Here is a 23,063-nt window from a genome sequence, read left to right on the forward strand (position 1 = left end):
CCTCGTCACTTATAACTAAACATCCCTGAACGGAGATGCAGAGAACATGAAGAAGCACTATCTGTTGAGCGCACTGACCCTGGCGCTGCTCGCCAATGTTGCCCAAGCCGAAGGCGCCGGCGCCGCCGCCGCCAAGAACACCGCCAAGAACGGCCAGGTGCTGGCGTCCGGCGTCGCCACCCAGTACATCGACCCGTCGGTGCGCGCGCAGGACGATTTTTATGAATACCTGAACGGCAAGTGGCTCAAGACCACCGAGATCCCGGCCGACAAATCGCGCTGGGGCTCGTTCAACGAGCTGCAGGAAAACACGCTGCCGCAGCTGCGCGGCATCATCGAAAAAGCCTCCGCCTCGAATCCGGCCAAGGGCAGCGACGCCCAGCGCATCGGCGACTTCTATGCCAGCTTCATGGACGAAGCCAAGCTGGAACAGCTGGGCGTCAGCCCCCTGAGCAGCGAACTGCAGCGCATCGCCGCCCTGAAGGACAAGTCGGAACTGCCGGCGCTGCTGGCGCACCTGGGCAAGATCGGCGTGAACGTGCCGTTCGACTTCGGCATCCACCAGGACAACAAGGACTCGACCAAGTACGTGCCGGACATCGGCCAGGGCGGCCTGGGCATGCCTGACCGCGACTACTATCTGAAAGCCGACGACAAGAAGCTGGCCGAGACCAAGGCCAAGTACCAGTCGCACGTCGAGAAGACGCTGGCGCTGGCCGGCGACAAGAACGCCGCCGCCGACGCGAAAGCCATCGTCGACTTCGAGACCGCGATCGCCAAGGTGCAGTGGACCAAGGTCGAGCTGCGCGACCCGGTCAAGGCCTACAACAAGGTCAACCTGGCCGACCTGAACACGGTCGCCCCAGGCTTCGACTGGAAGACCTGGCTGGGAGCCACCGGCCTGGCGAGCAAGACGAGCTACGTGATCGTCGGCCAGCCGACCTACCTGAAGGCGGTGATGGACGTGGTCAACAGCACCCCGATCGACACCTGGAAAGCCTACCTGTCGATGCACCTGGTCGATTCCTACGGCAGCTACCTGTCGAAGGCCTTCGTCGACGAGCGTTTCGACTTCTACGGCAAGACCCTGTCGGGCGTGCAGGAGCAGGAACCGCGCTGGAAGCGTAGCGTCGGCGCGGTCGAGCGCGCGCAGGGCGAGCCGCTGGGCAAGCTTTACGTGGCCCAGTACTTCCCGCCGGAGCGCAAGGCGCGCATGGAAGCCTTGGTGAAAAACCTGCTGGCCGCCTATAAGGAGTCGATCAACCACCTCGACTGGATGTCGCCGGCCACGAAGAAGGAAGCGCAAGCCAAGCTGGCCAAGTTCACCCCGAAGATCGGCTACCCGAGCAAGTGGAAGGATTACTCGGCGCTGACCGTGTCCAAGGATGACCTGGTCGGCAACGTCATGCGCGCGCGCGTGTGGGCCGCCGACTACGAGCTGAACAAGCTGGGCAAGCCGATCGACCGCACCGAGTGGGGCATGACGCCGCAGACCATCAACGCGTACTACAACCCGGAGATGAACGAGATCGTGTTCCCGGCCGCGATCCTGCAGCCGCCGTTCTTCGACGCCAACGCGGATGACGCGGTCAACTACGGCGGCATCGGCGCCGTGATCGGCCACGAGATCAGCCACGGCTTCGACGACCAGGGCGCCCAGTACGACGGCGACGGCAACCTGCGCGACTGGTGGACCGCCGAAGACCACAAGAACTTCGCGGCCAAGACCAAGGCCCTGGTGGCCCAGTACGACGCGTTCGAGCCGATCCCGGGTTATCACGTGAACGGCGCCCTGACGCTGGGCGAGAATATCGCCGACAACTCGGGCCTGGCCATCGCCTACAAGGCCTATCACATCTCGTTGAAAGGCAAGGCGGCGCCGACCATCGACGGCATGACCGGCGACCAGCGCCTGTACGCCGGCTGGGCCCAGGTGTGGCGCGCCAAGACCCGCGAGGCGCAGCAGATCGTGCGCATCAAGACCGACCCGCACTCGCCGGAGCAGTTCCGCGCCGACGGCACGCTGAAGAACCAGCCGGGCTTCTACGAGGCGTTCAAGGTCAAGCAAGGCGACAAGATGTACCTGGCGCCGCAGGACCGCGTGATCATCTGGTAAGCGTCTGACGTATCGAAAGGCCGCGCATGTCGCGGCCTTTTTTACAACAACAACTGAAAGAGAGAAGACCATGAAACGCATCGCACTGAGCGCCCTGAGCCTGGCGCTGGCGGCCGGCTTCGCGCACGGGGCCGAAGGCGCCGCGGCCAAGTCGTCGCCTGCCGCCCCGGCGCTGTCGTCCGGCATCGCCACCGAATACATCGAACCGTCGGTCAAGCCGCAAAACGATTTTTACCGCTACCTGAACGGCAAGTGGCTCAAGACCGTCGAGATCCCGGCCGACCAGTCGAGCTGGGGCGCGTTCGAAGAGCTGTATGAAAACAGCCTGGCCGATTTGCGCGGGCTGATCGAAAAGACCGCCGCCGGCAACCCGGCCGCCGGCAGCGACGCGCGCCGCATCGGCGACTACTACGCCAGCTTCATGGACGAGGCCCGGCTCGAGCAGCTCGGCATCGCGCCCCTGAACGGCGAGCTGGCCAGGATCGCGGCCATCAAGGACAAGGCCGAACTGCCGGCGCTGCTGGCGCATCTGGGCACCCTCGGCGTGAACGTCCCGTTCGATTACGGCGTCCACCAGGACAACAAGGATTCGACCAAGTACGTCGCCGACATCGGCCAGGGCGGCCTGGGCATGCCCGACCGCGACTACTATTTGAAGGCGGACGACAAGAAGCTGGCCGAGACCAAGGCCAAGTACCAGCAGCACGTCGAGAAGACCCTTCTGCTCGCCGGCGACAAGAATGCCGCCGCCAGTGCCAAGGCCATCGTCGACTTCGAAACCGACATCGCCAAGGTCCAGTGGACCAAGGTCGAGCTGCGCGATCCGATCAAGGCCTACAACAAGGTCGACCTGGCCGACTTGCCCAGGATGGCGCCGGGCTTCGACTGGAACAGCTGGCTGCAGTCGAGCGGCATCGCCGGCAAGACCGGCTACGTGATCGTCAGCCAGCCGACCTACCTGAAAGGCTTCGTCGCCGTGTCCGACAAGACGCCGCTCGACACCTGGAAGGCTTACCTGTCGATGCGCCTGATCGATTCCTACGCCAACGACCTGTCCAAGGCCTTCGTCGACGAGCACTTCGACTTCTACGGCAAGACGCTGTCGGGCCAGCCCGAGCAGGAACCGCGCTGGAAGCGTGGCGTCGGCGCGGTCGAGCACGCGCAGGGCGAGGCGCTGGGCAAGCTGTACGTCGCCGAGTACTTCCCGGCCGACCGCAAGGCGCGCATGGAAGCGCTGGTGCAGAACCTGCTGACCGCCTATAAACAGTCGATCGACCGCCTCGACTGGATGTCGCCGGCCACCAAGAAGGAAGCGCAGGCCAAGCTGGCCAAGTTCACGCCGAAGATCGGCTACCCCAACAAGTGGCGCGATTACTCGTCGCTGGTGGTCGTGCGCGACGACCTGGTCGGCAACGTCATGCGCGCGCGCGCGTTCGAGTCGCAGCGCCAGCTGAACAAGCTGGGCCAGCCGATCGACCGCGACGAGTGGGGCATGACGCCGCAGACCATCAACGCCTATTACAACCCGGAGATGAACGAGATCGTGTTCCCGGCCGCGATCCTGCAGCCGCCGTTCTTCGACGCCAAGGCCGACGATGCCGCCAACTACGGCGCGATCGGCGCGGTCATCGGCCACGAGATTAGCCACGGCTTCGACGACCAGGGCGCCCAGTACGACGGCGACGGCAACCTGCGCGACTGGTGGACCGCGGCCGATCACAAGAACTTCGAAGCCAAGACCAAGATGCTGGTGGCGCAGTACAACGCCTTCGAACCGATCCCGGGCTACCACGTGAACGGCGAACTGACGCTGGGCGAAAACATCGCGGACAACTCGGGTCTCGCCATTGCCTACAAGGCCTATCACATCTCGCTGAAAGGGAAACCGGCGCCGGTCATTGGCGGCCTCACCGGCGACCAGCGCCTGTACATGGGCTGGGCCCAGGCCTGGCGCGCCAAGATGCGCGAAGCCCAGCGCATCGTGCTGATCAAGAGCGATCCGCATTCGCCGGATGAGTTCCGCGCCAATGGCAGCCTGCGCAACCAGCCGGGCTTTTACGAGGCGTTCAAGGTCAAGCCGGGCGACAAGATGTACCTGGCGCCGAAAGACCGCGTCATCATCTGGTAAACCCGGTAAGCAGCATCCCGAGCCAAGGCCGCGCATGTCGCGGCCTTGTTGATGAGGGACTGTTGGTTTTTCGATGAAAGCAAGAATAATTTCTTTTTCGTAACACGGCTGTCATATAAGATTCCGGTACACAACGAACGGCGGGAAGTTGTCGCACTCAAAACTGCCGACAAGGAGAGCCATGACATCCCGTAACCTGCCGGCTCAGGCGGAGTCCACCAGTTTTGCTTACAGCCTGTTCAAAGTCCTGTCGATCCTGATGGTGGTCACCGGGCACTGGTTTTCCCAATCCTCGATCCCATTGTGGGTGCCGACCGACATCGGCTTGTTCATCTTCGCTTTTTCGTCCGGGATGTTTACGACCCGGATCTATGGGATCGACCTCGACGTTCGCGCTTTCTGGCGAAAAAAGCTGCAGCGTCTGCTGGTGCGTTATTGGCTGATCCTCGCCTGCCTGTCGCTGCTGCTGCTGGCTTGCGGCGAACCGGTCTTCCACTGGCATTCGCTCGTGCATTATTTCGGCCTGTCGGGCCTGCTCAACCTGTTCGGGCACAATCAAAGCGCCCTGGGCAACGGCCTCTGGTTTTTCACGCTGCTTCTCCTGTTTTACATCAGCTATCCTTACCTGGCGCGCATGGTGGCCACCGCCGGCGAGAGTCTGCTGCTGCCGCTCGCGTTCGCGATCGTCCTGGTGCTGCTGGACCGTTTCGTCTACATCGGCTTTGCGCTCTGGTTGACAACCCTCGGGTTCATCGTCGGCGTCTACGTTGGCCGCTACGATACGCAGGTGCCATCCAGCGTGAGCCTGTCCGTGACGGTCGCGGCGTTGGCTGCGATGCTGGCCTTGAACCTCATGCTGGGCTACAAGGGACTGACCGGCGTACTACTGGCGTTGGCGTGCATCGGTACCAATCTCTGGCTGATGAAAGTACGGATCCCGCAATCGCTGCCGCTACGCCTCCTGGCCAGCCTGGAAGACTGCCTGCTCGAAATTTACCTCATCCATACTTATCTGTTCATGCACTTGACAGGCCACGGCGCGCTGGATTTCGTCGTGTCGCTGACGGTGATCGTCGCTGCGGCATGGGCTTTGAACCGGGCGGCGACCAGCCTCATCAAGCACCTGTTTGCCAAACGCAAACCGGCGTCATCGGCGCCGGGTTTCAACAACCTGGCCGCGATAGAACTGGGGCTGCAGGAAGGCGTCGATGGCCAGAGCGCTGGTTAAGAATGAGGTCATACAGTGTTGGGTGAGCAATTTGTCGGCCAATCACGACATAAGCTAAGACAATTCTTGGAACACAATTGTAAGAATTGCAAATTTGCATTACATTAGGCACATTTGAAGCCAACCGAAGGTCTCCAATGCAAACCGTTTCCAAGAGATCGTCGGCGTCGTTCCTGTTGCTGGCTTACCTGTGTGCAGTCGTCGTCGGCATCGTGGCCATGGTGCTGGCCCGGGCCTACCAGGCGGGATTTTCCGGCGCGGATGAGCCGGCGCACTTCCTGAACGGTTATTTCATCGCGAATTACGTCAGCCACCACCTCGGCAGCAACCCAATGGGGGCGGCCACCGATTTCTACATCCACTACCCGAAAATCTCGATCGGCCACTGGCCGCCGGCATACTACGGCTTCCTCGGCATCCTGTTCCTGATGCTGCCGCCGACCATGCCGGTGGCGTTCGCCATCAACGTCGTGGTCGCGGCCTTGCCGGCGATCGGCGTGGCGGCCGCGCTGTCGCTGCTGGCCGATCGCCGCATGGCGCTGGCCGGCGTGCTGATCTACGCGCTGGCGCCGCTGGCGCTCGAAGGGCAGGCGATGTTCATGGTCGACCAGCCGCTGGCCGCCTGCCTGGTGGCGGCGACGGCGGTATGGATCGCCTACATGCGCAGCGGCGGCTGGGGCAAGGTGCTCGGCTTCGCGCTGCTGGCGGCAATCGCCGTCCTGATCAAGGGCAATGGCTGGCTGGTCGGGCTGATTCCCATGTTTCATATCGCCTTGACCGGCCAGTGGCGTCAGCTGCTGTCGGTCAAACTGTACGTGGCCGCCGCCCTGGCGGCCGTCATCGTGGTGCCGTGGTACATGCTGACCGCGAAGATCGCCGCCGACGGTTTCAATTACCACGCCGGCATCGACTACGCGCTCAAGGCACTCGGCGCGAATCTGTTCACGGTGGTGCAGAACCTGACGCCGGCCGGGGCGCTGCTGGCGCTGGTCGGCCTGGTCAACGAATTCCGTGGCCGCAAGCAGTCGCCGCAGCGCTGGCTGATCGTCAGCGGCATCGTCAGCCTGGTGCTGGCGACGCTGACGCTGCAGTCGCTGATCCCGGTGGACATCGTCGACCGCTATATGGCGCCGGCGCTGCCGGCCCTGGTGGTGCTGGCCGTGCTCGGCCTGCAGCGCCTGATCGCGCTCATCGGCGCCGCCGGGCCGGTGCCGCGCGTGCAGGCGATCGCCGCGGTCGTCCTGCTGGTGCTGATGGCCTCGCCCGGCTTCGTGCACCTGTTCGAACGTGCGCCCAAGGCCGACACCGGCATCGAACAGGTGGCGCAGCAGCTGACGGCCGACGGCATGCCGTCGGTGTCGGTGATCGATGGCGACACTTCGGCCGAAGGCGCCTTCATCGCCGACATGGCGGTGCGCGACAGCGGCCTGAAAAGCTACGTCATCCGCGCTTCAAAGCTGATGGCCGATTCCAACTTCATGGGCAGCAGCTATGCGCTGCGCTTCCACGACGACAGCCAGGTCCTGGCCGAACTGCGCCGCCTGGGCGTACAGCACGTCGTGCTGGTCCGAAGCGGCAACCGTCCCGCCTTCCCGCACAGCGACCAGATCCGTCAGGCCCTGCAGCGCAGCGACTCGGGTTTCAAGCTGCGCGAGCAGCTGGCGCACCGTTATCGTCCGGGCACCACCGAGGTGTATGACGCCACCGGGCCGGTGGCGCCGAACATCGCCGCCGTACGCGATCTCGGCATTCCGGCCAAGGCCAGCAACATCGTCAAATTACAGTAAGAGAATCCAGCATGCATTCCACCCTGAAAGCCTCCGCCAACGTGATGCCGATCGAAGCCGCGCAAGCGTCGTACGCCGGTTTCGAGATCGCGGTCATCCTGCCCTGCTATAACGAAGAGGCTGCGATCGCCGAGGTCGTCGCCGGCTTCCGCAAGGTGCTGCCGCAGGCCAAGGTCTACGTCTACGACAACAATTCGAAGGACCGCACCTCGGAGCGCGCCGCCGCCGCCGGCGCCATCGTGCGCAGCGAAACCCTGCAGGGCAAGGGCAACGTGGTGCGCCGCATGTTCGCCGATGTCGACGCCGACATCTACCTGATGTGCGACGGCGACATCACCTACGACGCCGCCAGCGCTCCGGCCCTGATCGCCAAGCTGGTCGACGACAACCTCGACATGGTGGTCGGCTGCCGCATCGACACCCAGCAGGAAGCCTACCGCGCCGGCCACCGCTTCGGCAACGCGCTGTTCACCGGCGCCGTCGCCAGCCTGTTCGGCAACCGCTTCACCGACATCCTGTCGGGCTACCGCGTGTTCTCGCGCCGCTACGTGAAATCGTTCCCGGCGCTGTCGAACGGCTTCGAGATCGAAACCGAACTGACGGTGCACGCGCTGCAGCTGCGCATGCCGATCGGCGAACTCGACACGCCCTACGGCGCACGCCTGGAAGGCTCGACCAGCAAGCTGTCGACCTACCGCGACGGCTTCAAGATCCTCATGATGATCACCAAGCTGTTCAAGAACGAGCGCCCGCTGTTCTTCTTCTCGATCATCTTCGCGCTGCTGTCGCTGACCGCGCTCGGCCTGTCGGTGCCGCTGCTGGTGACGTATTTCCAGACCGGCCTGGTGCCGCGCCTGCCGACCGCGGTGCTGGCGGCGAGCATCATGCTGCTGGCCTTCTTGTCGCTGACGTCCGGCCTGGTGCTCGACACCGTCACGCACGGCCGCCGCGAGCTCAAGCGACTGGCCTATCTGACCATTCCGTCGGTCGGGGCCCAGCTCGGCAAGCGCAATTGAAGCAATTCCTGCGCTTTTGCGTCGTCGGTGCGCTTGGGTTCGTTACCGACTTCGCGACCTTGTATGTGGTCATGCATGGATTCGGATTCGGAACCTTGTGCGGGCGCTTGGTATCGTTCCTGGTCGCCGCGACGGTGACCTGGAAAGTCAATCGCCATTTCACATTTGTCAAGAAAGACAAGGGTTCGATCCGCGAATGGCTGCACTACCTGATGTTCACCGGCATTGGAGGGGTGATCAACGTGAGCGTGTATCAATTCTGGCTCTGGGCTACCGGGGGCCGCAGCACACTGAACTTGTTTCTTGCGGTGGCAGCAGGCTCCGGCGTCGCCATGATGTGCAATTTCATGATCTCGAAGTATGCGGTATTCAGCGAACGCCGCATGCCGTCGTAGCGCCAGCCCGCAAATAACAGATCAATCAACTTTTCCGAATACCGTGAAACCCAAGTTCTCCGCTTATCTGGATGTAGTGCGCTTCCTGGCTGCGCTCACTGTCTTCCTGGGACACGCGTCTGGTATGAAATGGACAGGCGGCTTTCTTTGGCAACTCGGTGGTTATGGCGATACCTGCGTCGTCATCTTCTTCGTCCTATCGGGCTTTGTCATCGCGTATGTCACGGACAACAAAGAAAATCACTGGACAACTTACAGCGCCAATCGTATCGCCAGACTGTGGTCGGTCATTATTCCGGCGCTGGTACTGACTTTTGTAATCGACTATATCGGCGTCAGGGTTGCGCCGCAGTTGTATCTTGGGCAGCCCTGGTTCAATGGCGACCATCTCGCGATGCGCTATCTCGTGTCGTTCTTTCTGCTCAACGAAGCTTGGCACATCGGCTATGCGCCGGGCATCAACCAGCCATTCTGGTCGCTCAGCTACGAAGCCTTTTATTATCTGATTTTTGCGCTCCTGACTTTTTATAAAGGGAGAGGCAAACTGCTGGCTCTCCTGATCGTCATTGCAGTCGGCGGTCCGGTCGTGCTGGCATTGCTGCCGGTCTGGCTGGCCGGGGTATGGATTTATCGTAACGCCAAGGCGACAACGCTGCCCAAGCCGATTGCCGGATTGATGTTCGTCATCAGTGGCGTTCTGCTGATGCTGTCGCCGACGGTCCGCCAATTCGCCAGCTTCCAATTGATGGGGCTGGAAATCGGTGGCCGCTACGTTGACGCGGTAGCCTTCCTGATGAATCTGGTTGCAGCTCGGAATTTGTTAGACGGCAACGAACCGCTGCCGGCCAGGCTGGGGCGAACGATCAAGCGGGTTGCCTCGCGACCTTCGTGTTGTATCTATTCCACCGGCCACTGATGCAGCTGTTTTCGTACATCGGCCCCGCCAATCCCGCGAGCGCGAGTCGGCATACTGGTGATCGGCGCCACGCTGATCGTCGTTGCCCTGGCGACGCCATTGTGCGACCGCTTCCAGGCATTGCTGCGGAGATGGTGGTCGCGTTGCCTAGCGCCAAGCAAGCCCCATCCGCCGGTGCCGGAAACGCCCGCGAACGCGGGGCACCCGGAGCTGCTCCTGGCGGAACCGGTCGACAGCTGAAGTGTACCCGACAATGCAAACGACATGAAAAAAGCCCCCGCGCCGTTGCCGACGCGAGGGCTTTTGTTTGTCGTCGGCAGACGACGGGCGGATGATTACTGCACGGCGCTCGAGTAGTAGCAGAGCTTGACCGACTTCGGCGCCGGATCAGCGCCGAACGCGGCGGCGGTGCAGGCGATCGAGCGGGTGGCGGTCTTGGTCACGTAGACACCGTTGACGCCGAAACGGACCTGGCGCGTGCCGCTGAAGTTGCAGGTGCCGCCCTGGATCGCGCAGGCGCTCCAGGTGACCGGGGCCGGCGCCGGGGTGGGCGTCGGGGTTGGCGTTGGCGTCGGGGTCGGGGTCGGGGTGGTCGTCGTTGTCACGGCTTCGTACGCGCCGATGTCGAGTGCGCCCGTCACCGAACGGGTCTGGCTCGACGCGACGTGCACGTACTGGGCGGCCGGGGCCAGCGCGAAGCCGGTGGCCGAGTTGCCCGGCGCCGAACCGGCGTCGATCACCAGAGCGTTCGCGGTCGGATGCAGGTCGTAGTTCGCGCGATTCACGAAGCCCGGGGCCGCGTTGGCGTAATTGGTCTTGAGGACCGCCACACCCTGGTTGGTGATGCTGCCGACGCCGGCGAAGATGTTGTTCTGGATCAGAGCCGGTTTGCTGACGCCCGAACCCACCATCACGAAGGTGCCGCCCGAACCGTAGTCGTTCAGGAAGGTATTGTTGACCACGTACAGATCCTGCGCCGGATTGCTGGCGCCTTCCTCGCCGTAGGCGACGATGTTCGGATTCTGGTTGGCCGAGGGCTGCTCGATCACGTTGCCGATGATGTACGAGGTACCGGCGTTCGGCAGGTCGATCTCGTAGCTCGGCTGGCCCAGGCCGCTGCTGGAGAAGCGGTTGTACACGATCGTGTTGGTAATCGCGCGCGACTTCAGGTTATGGCCGACGTTGGCGTCGTGCGAGTAGTTGTAACGGAAGGTCAGGCTGCGGTTGTTGCCGATGTACAGGTTGTGCGACTGGCCATCGCCGTTGCCGTTGTGGCTGAACTCGGTGGTCTCGATCAGGATGTCGCTCGAGGTGTTCGGGTTCGACAGGATGCCGTTCTCGTTGTCGTGCAGGTACGAGCCACGCAGCGTGAAGCCGGTGCCTTCCAGGCGCAGCGCGGCGCCGTTGCGGTCGCTCACGCGCGCGCCCAGCATCTCGACGTTTTCGACGGTGACGTTGTTGCCGTCGACCACCCAGGTGCCTTTGCCCATGGCAGCTGCGCCATTGGCGTTGATGACCGGACGGCCGTTGACGCCGCGGATGGTCAGGTTGTTGCGGTAGACGCCGCAGACATCGCCGCTGTAGGTGTTGCCACCGGCGATTTCGACGGTGTCGCCATCCTGGGCTGCATTGAATGCGGCGCATGGCGCGGCATAGGTTTTACCTGGTCCGACCGACAGGGTGGCGGCCGACGCAGGGATGGCCAGCGCGACCGCCGCGGCGAGCGGCAGGAAGCGGACCAGCTGCGGGACCAGTTGAGCTTGCTTACGGGACGAAACAAAACGAATCTTTTGCATGTTTATACAACTCATCGGAATCGTTAATGAAAATCTGCGCCGGCCAGGACGGGCAGCGCAGTGAGAGATGGGGCCGGTATATGGCCCCAAGGTGAAATAATCGAATTAGCGTGGAACGATGGCGAACTGTGGACCGTAACGGTAATCAGGCTTGTTCGCACGGGTCATGAACAAGGCCCAAGCCGATTTTCCGCTGGTACCGCCAACGTCGGCACTGTAGGCCAACGCCGGTTGCATATTGGCCGGATAACCCATCGTGAACGGACCGAGGTTGTTCATTTCGTTGAGCTGCAGATTCCAGGCCTTGGCCATAGCCGCGCTATTGCATGGCAGCGCATCGATATCGGAGGAGTGGCTGGCGTTGTAGGCCTGGCCGATCGTCGTGAACATCGTACCGTTGGTATCTTGCACGGCCATCGAGTACATTGCGGCATCGATCCAGCAGGCGCCGCTACCGACCATGCGGCTGATCGGGTATTGCACCTTCCAGGTCAGCAGGTTGTTGGCTTTGGTGAAGCCAAGTTCGGCGATATGTCCGATTGCCGAGGTGAAGAAGTCATCCTGCCACGGCGCAATGCCGTGTCCGTCATTATATGCGAAAGCATAGCCATTGACGATCACGCCCAATTTATTGGCGTTCTTGTCGTTGATATAAGTGTTAGTGTACCAATCCAGATTGTTGTTGACGATATTGTTAAACGTCGTCTTCAACGTATCTTTGTCCGGCGAAATGTAAGCGGCTTCCGCGATCGTGCGCAATGCCCAACCTTGGCCGCGGACTTGTTCAGATTGCATGATGCCTTGGACATTGTTACGGTAGTTCGGGTTAGTCTCGAATGCATCCCACATTGCCCAGAACTGCAGTTCCTCCAGATAGTAATAGTCGCCGGATACCAGATACGGCAGATATGCCATCGACGGTTGATGCGAGACGTCATGCGAATATGGCGAATCGCACATACCCTGGCCGGCGCAACCCGGGAAGGCCTCCATCTTGTTGGTGGTCGGGTTCCAGGTATCGCCGTAGTTACCGGCAATCGTCATATACGGATAATCCGACAGGCTGACAGGACGGCCAGTCTTCTTATCACGATAGTGCGCGCTGAAGCTGCCCGCCAGGTCGGCGGTACGCAGCGTAATGTTCCTCAAGTCCGCATCCTGCGACAGAAGATAAGTGGCTGCCCAGTTCGGCAGCAGGCCGATGTCGTCACGGCCACCGGTCATCGGCATGTAACCCGTGATCAGGCCATTGCCCATTGGCTCAGTCGACGACGATTTCCAATTGTTCGCGATGGTAGCGATCGCATCGGACGGGATCGTCAGGCTCTGGTCGAAGTTCGGCAACGCACGGGTGCCGATCAGGTAAGCGACGTTGTGCTTGACGCTGACGGTCGGTTCGGTGCCGTTGAACCAGTACACCTTGCGCCAGCGGGAGTGGTGCAGGTGGGTGAAGTCGGCACGGCTATATACGGTCTGGCCGCCGACCAGGATGCTGGCGTCGTAGGTGAACTTCGACGGATTGGGTTCGTAGGCCCAATCGTTTTCCACGGTCACGTCGACGCGCGCCTTCTTGACGCTGTCGTACCAGCGCACGGCAAAGCGGGCCGCCAGGTGAGGGTGCTGGGTGCCGTCGGCGGTATGCAGCGGCGCGGCGACTTGCCATTCGTTGGCGACGCCGCCCTTCAGCCAGCTGGTCGCGGTGGCGACTTTCAGCAGGTCGTCGGCCGACGCATAGTAGTCGACGCCATTGATCTTGGCGTGGAACGAGGCGGTGAAGCCGGCCTTGAGCAGGCTGCTGATGGTGCCCGTGGTGGTGGTCGGGGCGGTGCCGCCCTTGACCAGACCCATGGTGCGGGTGGTGTTGGCAGCCACGGTCGGCAGGATGCCGGAAATGATGGCGTGGCGCACCGAACCGTCGGCGTGGGTCGCCTTGACGTCCATCTGCAGCGGCACGATGGTGCCGTCTTCCAGGCGGCCCGTGATCACGTCGGACGGGCTGACCTGGCCGACGGCGAACGGCTGGCCGAAGGTGAACGGCGTGCTGGTCTGGACGTTGCTGCTATCGGTATTCTGGAAGCGCACGTCGGTAATCGCGACGGCGCTGACCGCCGTGGTGGTGGTGGCGGCGGCGGCGGTCGCCGACGCGGTGGTGACGGTGGCAGCGGTCAGGGCAGGGACGTCGGCCGGTGCGGCGGCGACTGGCGACGTGGCGGTATTCGAATCAGCCCCACCGCCACCGCAGGCAGCCAGTGCGGCGCAGGTAGCGAGGATCGAGAGGCGACGGAAAGTCAGGAATTGGGTAGCGAACATCATAAGGATCTCTCAAGAGGACTTTTGTGTCCCGAAGTCATCAGTTTGGAGATACCGAGATTACGCTACGGAAATTGTGATTACCAGAAAAATTTTGAATTTCTGCGACTTTGTTGATGCAGGGCAACACGAAAATATCCATCAATTAACGAATATTATTCGCGTGATTAGCCAAATCGACACCGATCGTTCAATTTCTGTCAAGATTTCAAACAAAAAGAGCTGTCTCGCTTGCGACAGCTCTTCAGTACGGTTGCAAACTGTGAGTTACCAGACAGCTAATTTGGTTACTTGGCGGCAGATACCATGTAGTCGACTGCAGCCTTGACGTCGGCGTCCGGCGCGGTCGATCCGCCTTTTGGCGGCATTACCCCGGCCTTGCCCTGAAAACCCTTGATGGCGTGTTCGTACAGGACGTTCTGACCCTGGGCAATGCGCGGCGCCCAGGCCGCCTTGTCGCCGAATTTGGGTGCGCCGGCAATACCGCCACCATGGCAGGCCACGCAAGCGGTACTGTACAAGCCCTTGCCGGCATCGGCGCTGCCTGCGGCGGGAGCGGCCGTACTGGACGCGGTGCCGGGAACCGGCGCGCTCGCGCCGGTCGGCGGGGAGGTGGGGGCCGCGGGGGTGGCCGTCGATGTGTCCGCCGCCGGCGCTGCGCTGGCGGCAGCCACGCCCGCAGCTGCTACGGTGGCGGCCGCACTCGCGCCGCCCGGTGCGGCCGGGACCGGCGCCTGCGGTTCCTTGAACTTGGCGCCGCCCTGGTTGGCCATGTAGACGACGGCGCGCGCCACCTCGACGTCGTCCAGGTCGACGTTGCCGCCTTTGGCGGGCATTACCCCGGCCTTGCCCTGAAAACCTTTTACCGCATGCTCGACCAGCGTGTCGTAGCCCTGCGCGATGCGTGGACCCCAGGCGGCGGCGTCGCCAACCTTGGGCGCACCGGCGACGCCGGCGGCGTGACAGGCAGCGCAGACGGCGGTAAACACCGCCTGGCCGGATTGCAGGATCTTGGGTGCGTTGGCGTCTTTTAATGTGAAGCCGTCTTCGGCCACCGGACGCACACGGGCGGCCACGGCCTGGTTGCTTTGACTGCTCGAGCCGGCGCCGATCAGCGGCTGGTTGGTGACGAAGGTGACGAGGAGGATGATGCCGATGACGATCACCAGAAAGAAACCGGCGACTGCAAAGATGAGTTGCTTGGGTGTCCGGATGAAGGATTGCTGTTCGTTATGTGCGTCGCTCATGATTTCCTTAATACGAATTAAAAAAACCTGCCCTTCCGGCGCTGCGCTCCCCACACTCGATGCAATGCCGTCCGCGCCCGATTATAGGCGCAAAGATCGTTAATGGAAACGCAATTAACTGGTGCGGCCAGCCGGTTTCCATAGACGACGCTCGGGAAAGACTGTATCCTTCGCATCACTTCACAGCGCGGCTGTAGCTCAGTGGATAGAGTATTGGCCTCCGAAGCCAAGGGTCGCTGGTTCGATTCCAGCCAGCCGCACCATAAAATCAAAGACTTACATCCTTTCGTATTTGTTTTGGGGAGAAAGTTCTGAGATTTTGGGAAAAATATAAATCGCGTTGCAACACTGGACTCCATCACAGAGGAGTTCAGCATGAAGGTCAAGTCGGTCACGCAGGTCACGCAGGTCACGCAGGTCACATCAGGCAAGCAGGTCAAGCCTGGCAGGGCTGAGAAAAATATCTACGTAGAGGTCCGCTCGGGCTCCTTACGGTTCTCTGTCCAAGTTTCCCCCATCCCAAAAGATTCGCTCACGTTCGACATGGACCAGTTCGATGAAGGCCTGCGGTGGGCCCGCCGTCGTCGCGTCGAGTTGCTCGAGCAAAAATCGGACGCAAAGCTGAAGCCTCTGCTACCGGCCCCCATCATTGGTCCTGGAAGTGCTCCGGCAGACATCACAGTGCGCGATATCCTTGAAAATTATCGTCGACGTGAGTTGCCGAAGCTGGCAGGTGCCGCATCAGACTCGTCACGCCTCAAACGTCTCGACGAGTGGTTTGGGCATCTTACGCTTGGCCAACTGGACTATGACCGGCTAGACCGCTGGATGGCCGACCGACAAGCAGGTTTGCTCGGTTCCGGACGAGTTTCGGACCCTAAACTTACGAAACACCAAAAGCACTACAGGAAAAAAGCGGGCCAAGTGCTTCCTCCTGCTGAGATAGTCCCTCCATCAGCGCAAACGGTTCGTCATGAAATTACGTTGATGCGTCGCGTACTCTTGGCTTATTTTCGTGCCAACAAATTGAATCAGCTCCACGGCGCGTGGCTGGCAGCTCAGTATGTCATGGAAATTCCGTTGCCGGAAAAACCTGAACCCCGTGACACTCGAGTTGACGAGGAAGCTCTAGCCTTGCTGATTACAGAATTAGACCCCTTGCACATAGCGTTCGTACGATTTGCAGTTATGACAACTTTACGTCGCAGTGAAGTTTGCTCGCTACAGTGGGAAGACGTAAATTGGGTCAAAAAGGTCGTTACACTGCGCAAGCCTGGCCACCTTAAAAAATCGAAAACGAGTACCCGAGACGTTCCATTGCTGCCACCAGCGTTGCAGATTCTCCAGCAGCTTGGTTCAGAAAAGACCGGCCGGATTTTTGAAATTTCTCCTAGCGGCATTTCGCAGGCGTTACGGCGTGCGGCGGATAGAGTTGAAATGTATGACGTGCGCCTGCATGACATGCGCCGCGAAGGCATCTCGCGGCTGGTAGAGCTGCTCGAAGCGTCTCTCGAAGAAGTAATGGTGTTTTCTGGGCATAGTGACAAAGCTGTGTTACAGAGGGTGTACTTGCAACAGCGTGCTCACGTTATCGGTGACCGCCTGACTCAGCATCCACGCGCCGCTACGATGATTTCGGCAACGTAAGGAAATAAATATAAGTCGTGGGGCTACACAGGTTTTACCACTGTGGAGCCCCTATGACGAAGTATTTGACGAAGGATGAACTTGCCTTGATGCTGCGGGTATCTGTACGAACTGTAAGTACCTATATGAAGCAGGGATTATTACCACAGCCTCTTCAACTAGGACGCAAACTGTTGTGGGAGGAAAGCGCAGTCGTTCAGTTTATACAACCCAAACCGATTTTTGCTACGCGAGCGGATGCTCCTGTGAAAAGAGGGCGTCCACGCAAGGCAATGCGGTAGACGCCTCCCTGCACGACCTGGCCACCTTGTCTTTGGACGAGCAGCTAGTGCGCTACAGGCAGCGCGCGCCAACGCTATATCACTATCGCTACTGTGCGCACTGCCAGGCCCACAGCAGCATCTTTTTGCCGGCAAGCATCTGGGACCCACGAACGCGCAGGTACGCGCAGATGGTCATTGCCCCAGCAATTACCTGATAGTGCGCGGCGCCAGCAGCTTGCGCACCTCATCTTCCAGGCCTGCATCGGCCAGTGGTAGCTGCTCGCCGGCAGAGGTCGGACCTGTCCGCTCCCGCACGATTTCCGCCATCCGCTCCAGTGTCACGGGGCGGAGATGCCGCCGCAGTACATCAAAGTCAGCCTCGTTCATAGGATGCCCTGGTGCTGGAGGACGATTACCGCTATCAGCAGGGCCACGACTGAAAGGACAACAGGGACGGTCCACCGCTCTATAGCGCGGACGATTCTGCTGCGATTAGCCGGCTCAGCTAGATAGTCCATAATATTCATAACGCCTCCTCGAACAATATCGACACTTTACACGACGTGGCGACAACGCGGAGCTCCCCGTAAATCCTCCCTTCATCTGCGTGCTCTCGTGTTAGGACGTGTGTATACTTTTCTAAAGGGGGATTCAAATGGCTACACACTTCGCTATGTGTCCAACCTGCCGCAGAGTTTTTTTTGTTATCAGTCGCGCTACTGCAATGGCAGAGATAGCGCGCATGACCGAGTACCTGCTGAGGCTGCCGGACAGCGCCAGGCAGCGGGACTATGGCGAGCGAGTGCCGATGCTAGAGAGGTACTAGAAGTGCCGTTGCGGGACCGAATCCACACTATTTCTGCCGGCAATCCCGTATGAAAATTCTGGTATAACAAGGTCGCAAATCGTAATGGAGTAGTTATGTCGCCAATTCTGTATTTGGACTACGATGGCGTCCTTCATCCTGCGGACGTGCGCGTCACTCGAGAAGAGCCGCTACGGCCGCGGATTTACGAAGGTGGTCGCCCTACAGATTGCCCGCTGTTCGAGCATGCACCGCTATTAGAGCGCCTGCTGGAGCCATTCCCAGACGTCCGAATCAGCTTAGCCACAAGCTGGGTGCGTGCGCTTGGCTACAAATTCGCTGTCCAGCAACTGCCTCCGGCCTTGCGAGCTCGCGTAGTAGGGACAATATGGCAAGGCTGGCTGCTGCAAGTCCCGCCACTGCGGCGGCATGACGCTGTGACCACCGATGCCGAGGAGCGCAAGGTGCCACGCTGGTTAGCGCTTGACGACGACGTTGAGGGCTGGCCCGCAGAGCGACGCCACCTGGTGGTAGCGCCTACGAATTCATGGCAAGGGCTTGCACAGCCCGGCGTCGCAGACGAGCTGTCAGAAGCGCTCGGGCTACTATGCAGCGGCAAACCGCTTGAGTCTCGGATTCCAATGGAGCCGCACTTTCCGTCGACGGTGGACCGGCTCTTCGGTAGCGATTGAGTCGGCTCAACTAACGGAGACATCGTATGCGTACCTCTATTCGAGCGCTGCTTGCAGACGAGCAGCCTGCACTGCGCGTACTCTGTAACGCCGCCATGGTCGCAATGACCGCTGGGCTGATTGTCGCTATCGCAGCCATATGCTGGATGCGGTAGGCGGGTTGAGCCGGCTCAACTGGGCTGATGACCAGTGCTGCACGTGCCGAGTACGTGGCGATACCCCAGCCAGCCACCCTGGCCACCTCCGTTTTTTACCCCACAAATGCAGCACAGCCAGCGGTTGAGCCGGCTCAACCGTTTCTAAGCAAGCCCCGCCACTGTGCGGGGCTTTGTTTTTATACGCGCTACCGGCTAAACGTTGTAGACAGGGGAACTTTTGACGAAATATTTTGTATGGCAGCGGGGCGGTTTCAGACTTCTTCGCTATACAAAGTATGCCGGCCCGTCTGGCGCTGCCCAACAATAAAAACATCGGAGCTCTCATGACCATCGTAAAACTCACCGCCCTTATCGCACAATCCCTGACCGACATGAACGTCGCCCGCAAGTGCTACTACGACGCTAGCATCAAGCATGACAAACTGCAGGAGCTGCTGGACAGTGCGCGCGACGCAGGGCAGGATGGCCGGGCAGTTCTACTAGGGCGCCAGGTCACAAAGGCGTCAGAAACGGCACAGGTAGCGCACTTCGCTTATCAGTGTGCACAGCACTTATACCAAGCCGATGTGGGCCGCCTAGCGAGCGCTAAGCACGCTGCCACCCTTACCGCAGCGCTTGCGTAAGTCGCCCTTTTGCAATCAGGCCCCGCACGAGCGGGGCCTTGTTTTGGACAGTCGCTTGAGCCGGCTCAACCGGCGATAAAGCTGAGGGCTACACATGACCCATCTCCCAGCTAAGACCTATGACTGCATCTGCACAGCACATTGTCCCTCGCGCGCTAATCGACTTGATGTTCCAGCATCGCTTCCGCCTCCACTGCAACGCGGCTACGGACGGTGCGCTTACCTGGGAATTGCATGGCGCTGACGGCTGGCGCTACGGCGTCGCGAGCACGCAGAAGGCGCTGGCAGCAGATGTTGCTCATCTAGAGCCGGCGAAATGAGCGCGGCGCAAGACCGGCTGCAGCAGATGATTGCGGCCTAGCCGCGTATTCCTGCCTACTGAGACAAATGTGCAGTTCCTACGCCACATGCTCGAGCGCCAAGCGCTGGATGACCTGGCGGAGCGCACGCTAGCGAGTCCGGAGTGGCATCAGCAATTCATAGCCGACATCGGGGAGTTCTACCGACCTGCGGGCGACTATGAGACACCATTGCAAGCAGCGGTTGAGGCGGCTGGAGGTTGGCCATGGTATGAGCCGGCATGGCAATAGCAAACCCCGGTAGCCAGGATTCATACAAAGGGAAATACCCGTTTTTTACCCCACGCTTATTAGTGGATGGCCCGCCCCCGGTTCCGCTCCGCGCGCATGTGCCATGCACGTGCAGGGCACACTCAGAACCGCATCTCGCCCACCTTTTCGGTGCCCTGGCTGTGCATCCTGGCCAACTGCATCTTGTCGGTTGAGCCGGCTCAACTGGTGCCAGATGGCGGTTTACCTGGCGCAGCCGGACATTGCGCCCAAAAGCGATATACCTGGCCTCCATACATTGACGGTACCGCTCAACGCCACGACATGATGAAGACTCGCAAGCGCACCCTAGGCCTGACAATCGAGCAGGCACGCATTCTACGGATGATGTATCTGCAGCAGGGCAAGCGGGGTACGCCCCAACTGCTCGCAGGCGTCGCAGAGCTCGGCTGGTGCAGGCCGACGGACCTTGGTGGCACAATGCAGTCTACTCACAGCGAGACCCTCCGTGGCGTTGCGAGCAAGGGCTTCGTGGACTCCCGCCCCTATATCTCACCTACGGCCATACCCGGCCGCATCTCTTACGCGCGCATGTACCGCATCTCGCCCATTGGTATCAGCGCTTGGGAGTTGTATGCCGAGCACGTGCATAGCACGCAACGTCAGCTCTAGCCTCGCCTCCTGGCCAACCTGAACCGCATCTCGCCCACTTTTTGCCAATTGAGCCAATTCAATTCTGCGTCAAGCCGCGGTTGAGCCGGCTCAATTGGGGAGCTACAATGTTGCTAACACATCATGGCGGGGGGTAGAGACTATGGGGCTCTTCGGTTTATTCACTAGAAAAAGAGATACGTACCAGGAGGTTGATGTAGATGCAAAACCATCAATGCCTACGGTACAGGTAAGCCGCAACCATAAGGATGCGTACGAGCGAATCTTCTTTCAGCAGATAAGTGAGATAAAGGAAATATCTGCCAAAGAGGCAAAAGAAATCTTCGCCATCATCAAAAACGAGCATGGCAGGTTTGTAGACCTGACGTATCTGGATGTGGTCTTTGAACGGTATTTCCGAGGTCGCCGCTGGCATTGGCCAGAGTACGAACAGTGGAACGCGACCTTTGCCTCGCTCGGTAAGTATCCCAGCCGCTGGCCGTTGATGGAGTCCAGCAGTGACGTCACAATGTATGACGTGTTTGGGCGCATGAAGGTCGGAGAGCTGAAGGAATTCTTGGCCACCCATGATGTACCCGTTCCAGACAAGACACGCCGTGACGGGCTAGAGAGACTGATTGCGAATATGCCAAGGTTGAAAGACACAGACCTGTGGCAGGCCAAGGCTAAGGAGCGGCTGCAGTATTGTGCGGACACTAGAGGCAAGGCTGTATGCCATGCCTTTTTCCGGCACATTATTGACCAAGCCAAAACTGAATTCGAGACAGAAAGAAGGCGCTCTCTCGGGATACAGAAAGAAACGTTGAGATTCGTTTACCCTGAAGACGAGAAATTTTCCAGCATAGCACTGAAGCGTAATCCCAACGCAAGACCTCCGTTCTATCCGACTGACCTGACTATGTTGAGTCCCGGAATTCCTAGGCTGGATGATTGACAAATTGAGCCGGCTCAACCAGGTGCCCAAACAAAAAACCGCACCCTAGAGTGCGGTTTTTTAATTAGTCAGCAGTCGCTGCTTCCGGTATTGCTGAATACAGCGCGTGGTCATAGCCTCGTACCCACTCGCCACAGTACACACCAAATCGCGCCGGCGCATGCCGCGGTTCGCCAGCCGTAAAAGCTGCCGCTCCTTTTCGAAATACGTCCTCGCCGATGAGTTTTTCGAGGTTTGCAATCAGGTCGTTCACCATTCTACGTTTCCGTTGTTAGCCTGAAACGTATAGCAACTGCGGTTAGCTCTCAGAGAGCCGGTTGAGCCGGCTCAACTCACTTTTTCCGAGAGTTCGCGATGATGAGTGCGCCAATGATAATGGCGACGCTGACCGGTAGGCCTGCGATGGCTCCAAACGCCAGGTACGCGAGTCCGCCGAGGATGCCTAGCCCGATTGCCCAAAGGGCGAGCTCTTTCATGCAGATTAGTCCGCCAACGGCTGCAGTCGTGGCCAACATCCATGCATTTCTATCGCCGCCAGTTGCAATGGCATATGCGAGCCAGAACAGCAGGGCGCCCAAGGTGTAGCGTGCATACCAGGTAGACCAGATTTTCACTGCCGCCGCGTCTGCGAACGTCGGTTCAGCTCTCGTGGCCTGTTGCTGCTTTGCTTGTGCCTCTGCAAACTTCACGCGTGCGTACTCGTCTTTTGCAGCAGGTGTCAGGACATCTTGATACTGAGGCCAGAAAAGGAACGCCAGGTAGAGCGCATACACGCTGACGGTCAGGACATAAGAAGTTACGTCGTGGTTTGAGTCACCGCTCTGACTACCAGCCACGAGCATAAGAGCTAGTACGAGCAACGACGTAGCTACGGAAATCTTGTGTATCAAATTCTCAGGCTTGATACGATGCCGTGTGGCTGCTAGCACGGTAACGCTGTCGCGATACCAAACCTGCGCTGAATACCGAAGCGCAAAGGCCAAGGCTATCAAAGGCACGATAGTCTGCTTCAGGGCTGTGTCGGAATCGGCAGCCGGCAATATGAATGCGAAACCAAGGCCAAGCGGCACGCACAGGGCCGCCAGAATTTTGGCGAATTTAACTCTGAATAGAATAGGCTTGACTACGTAGGCCGCAGCTAACCGCTGCTCAGCCTCAAGCAATTCCAGGTCTGCTGTCTCGTCCATAGCAAGTGCCCCAATATACGTTGCCGATAGTATATCGTGTTTAACCGCGGCAAATAATAAGTATGCACTTGGCTCATCACCGATACAGCAGCTGGCCAGAAGACAAAGGAGGTCGGCCAAGCAGTTGAGCCGGCTCAACCAGCGTGGCAGCTCGAATATTCTATTCTAGTTGCAATATTGTAAACTGTACGTTTATACAGTATTATGCTCGATATCCGCTTTTTTAGGAGGAGTGAGCATGCATTTGCCAGCGATGGGCACCTCAGCGGTGCCATTTGATTTTCCATATGAAACCGGCCGCACTTTAATGGACCGATGCCTCGACTGGAATGTCTGTGAGGAACTCGCCCTGCACTTGGCGGGGCAGTGCGCAACGGCAAAAAGGCAATGCGACCGGTCGGTACGCCCAGTCGACGTTTTGCTTAGGTTCTACCGACTGGTTGAGGAAAGGGGCTGGGGCGAGCCGCCGCTACTCCGGTGGATTTTCCGCCGTGTAGCGTCAATTCTCAGTTGGCCGACTCCCGACATCGCGAGGCAGCAGTGAGCGCAGCCGACATCGTGCTGCTTATAGCAG

The 23,063-nt window shown here is 59.9% G+C and carries 18 protein-coding genes and 1 tRNA gene; 13 read left to right on the forward strand and 6 right to left on the reverse strand.

The window, feature by feature from the left end; all coding sequences use genetic code 11:
* The first annotated feature begins 46 nt into the window (after window positions 1-46).
* From FA90_RS19315 to FA90_RS19345, 7 genes are all read left to right on the forward strand, one after another.
* Window positions 47-2,116 carry a M13 family metallopeptidase gene (locus FA90_RS19315; RefSeq protein WP_036171605.1) on the forward strand — a complete coding sequence of 690 codons (2,070 nt, stop codon included), beginning with the start codon at window positions 47-49 and terminating at the stop codon, window positions 2,114-2,116.
* A 70-nt stretch (window positions 2,117-2,186) separates the two neighbouring features.
* Window positions 2,187-4,244: a M13 family metallopeptidase gene (locus FA90_RS19320; RefSeq protein WP_036171608.1), complete on the forward strand. Its 2,058-nt coding sequence runs from the start codon at window positions 2,187-2,189 to the stop codon at window positions 4,242-4,244.
* Window positions 4,245-4,425: 181 nt separating this feature from the next.
* Window positions 4,426-5,472: an acyltransferase family protein gene (locus tag FA90_RS19325; protein WP_036171611.1), complete on the forward strand. Its 1,047-nt coding sequence runs from the start codon at window positions 4,426-4,428 to the stop codon at window positions 5,470-5,472.
* A 137-nt stretch (window positions 5,473-5,609) separates the two neighbouring features.
* Window positions 5,610-7,259: a glycosyltransferase family 39 protein gene (locus tag FA90_RS19330; RefSeq protein ID WP_036171614.1), complete on the forward strand. Its 1,650-nt coding sequence runs from the start codon at window positions 5,610-5,612 to the stop codon at window positions 7,257-7,259.
* Between the two features lie 44 nt (window positions 7,260-7,303).
* On the forward strand, window positions 7,304-8,275 hold the full coding sequence (locus tag FA90_RS19335) for a glycosyltransferase family 2 protein (protein WP_051972220.1): 972 nt from the start codon (window positions 7,304-7,306) through the stop codon (window positions 8,273-8,275).
* The gene (locus FA90_RS25180) at window positions 8,272-8,670 is read left to right on the forward strand and encodes a GtrA family protein (RefSeq protein ID WP_051971929.1); all 399 of its coding nucleotides are present in this window, start codon (window positions 8,272-8,274) and stop codon (window positions 8,668-8,670) included. The genes FA90_RS19335 and FA90_RS25180 overlap by 4 nt, the downstream gene beginning before the upstream one ends.
* 43 nt (window positions 8,671-8,713) lie before the next feature.
* On the forward strand, window positions 8,714-9,586 hold the full coding sequence (locus tag FA90_RS19345) for an acyltransferase (RefSeq protein ID WP_036171618.1): 873 nt from the start codon (window positions 8,714-8,716) through the stop codon (window positions 9,584-9,586).
* Between the two features lie 335 nt (window positions 9,587-9,921).
* Here FA90_RS19345 and FA90_RS19350 read toward each other — a convergent pair whose 3' ends face one another.
* The 3 genes from FA90_RS19350 to FA90_RS19360 all read right to left on the reverse strand — a co-directional run bounded on the left by FA90_RS19350 (window position 9,922) and on the right by FA90_RS19360 (window position 14,939).
* Entirely contained in the window at window positions 9,922-11,382 is a 1,461-nt protein-coding gene (locus FA90_RS19350) for a hypothetical protein (protein WP_081933941.1), read from the reverse strand.
* Window positions 11,383-11,487: 105 nt separating this feature from the next.
* On the reverse strand, window positions 11,488-13,695 hold the full coding sequence (locus tag FA90_RS19355) for a hypothetical protein (RefSeq protein WP_239700837.1): 2,208 nt from the start codon (window positions 13,693-13,695) through the stop codon (window positions 11,488-11,490).
* A gap of 284 nt (window positions 13,696-13,979) precedes the next feature.
* Window positions 13,980-14,939 carry a cytochrome c5 family protein gene (locus FA90_RS19360; RefSeq protein WP_036171621.1) on the reverse strand — a complete coding sequence of 320 codons (960 nt, stop codon included), beginning with the start codon at window positions 14,937-14,939 and terminating at the stop codon, window positions 13,980-13,982.
* A gap of 187 nt (window positions 14,940-15,126) precedes the next feature.
* Here FA90_RS19360 and FA90_RS19365 point away from each other — a divergent pair.
* The 3 genes from FA90_RS19365 (at window position 15,127) to FA90_RS27725 (ending at window position 16,867) form a co-directional block, all read left to right on the forward strand.
* A tRNA-Arg gene (locus tag FA90_RS19365) sits at window positions 15,127-15,202 on the forward strand.
* A 112-nt stretch (window positions 15,203-15,314) separates the two neighbouring features.
* Window positions 15,315-16,586 (forward strand): tyrosine-type recombinase/integrase, encoded by a 1,272-nt coding sequence (locus FA90_RS25865; RefSeq protein WP_081933942.1) that lies wholly within the window; start codon window positions 15,315-15,317, stop codon window positions 16,584-16,586.
* Between the two features lie 53 nt (window positions 16,587-16,639).
* Window positions 16,640-16,867 carry a helix-turn-helix domain-containing protein gene (locus FA90_RS27725; protein WP_081933943.1) on the forward strand — a complete coding sequence of 76 codons (228 nt, stop codon included), beginning with the start codon at window positions 16,640-16,642 and terminating at the stop codon, window positions 16,865-16,867.
* 189 nt (window positions 16,868-17,056) lie between these two features.
* Here FA90_RS27725 and FA90_RS19375 read toward each other — a convergent pair whose 3' ends face one another.
* Window positions 17,057-17,236, reverse strand: a complete 180-nt coding sequence (locus FA90_RS19375) for a hypothetical protein (RefSeq protein ID WP_036171627.1) — start codon at window positions 17,234-17,236, stop codon at window positions 17,057-17,059.
* Window positions 17,237-17,770: 534 nt separating this feature from the next.
* Here FA90_RS19375 and FA90_RS27730 point away from each other — a divergent pair.
* From FA90_RS27730 to FA90_RS19400, 3 genes are all read left to right on the forward strand, one after another.
* Window positions 17,771-18,346, forward strand: a complete 576-nt coding sequence (locus FA90_RS27730) for an HAD domain-containing protein (protein ID WP_197065329.1) — start codon at window positions 17,771-17,773, stop codon at window positions 18,344-18,346.
* Between the two features lie 481 nt (window positions 18,347-18,827).
* Complete coding sequence (locus FA90_RS19380; RefSeq protein ID WP_156116774.1) at window positions 18,828-19,127, forward strand: hypothetical protein; 300 nt, start codon at window positions 18,828-18,830, stop codon at window positions 19,125-19,127.
* A gap of 1,455 nt (window positions 19,128-20,582) precedes the next feature.
* Window positions 20,583-21,302: a hypothetical protein gene (locus FA90_RS19400; RefSeq protein ID WP_036171641.1), complete on the forward strand. Its 720-nt coding sequence runs from the start codon at window positions 20,583-20,585 to the stop codon at window positions 21,300-21,302.
* 64 nt (window positions 21,303-21,366) lie between these two features.
* On the opposite strand, the gene FA90_RS26620 is transcribed toward FA90_RS19400, so the two are convergent.
* Together FA90_RS26620 and FA90_RS19405 are read right to left on the reverse strand one after the other, a co-directional pair.
* Window positions 21,367-21,558: a hypothetical protein gene (locus tag FA90_RS26620; protein ID WP_156116775.1), complete on the reverse strand. Its 192-nt coding sequence runs from the start codon at window positions 21,556-21,558 to the stop codon at window positions 21,367-21,369.
* 76 nt (window positions 21,559-21,634) lie between these two features.
* Window positions 21,635-22,489 carry a hypothetical protein gene (locus FA90_RS19405; protein WP_036171644.1) on the reverse strand — a complete coding sequence of 285 codons (855 nt, stop codon included), beginning with the start codon at window positions 22,487-22,489 and terminating at the stop codon, window positions 21,635-21,637.
* Window positions 22,490-23,063: the final 574 nt, after the last annotated feature.

This window comes from Massilia sp. 9096, assembly GCF_000745265.1.
In the GTDB taxonomy this organism is placed as follows: Bacteria; Pseudomonadota; Gammaproteobacteria; order Burkholderiales; family Burkholderiaceae_D; genus Telluria.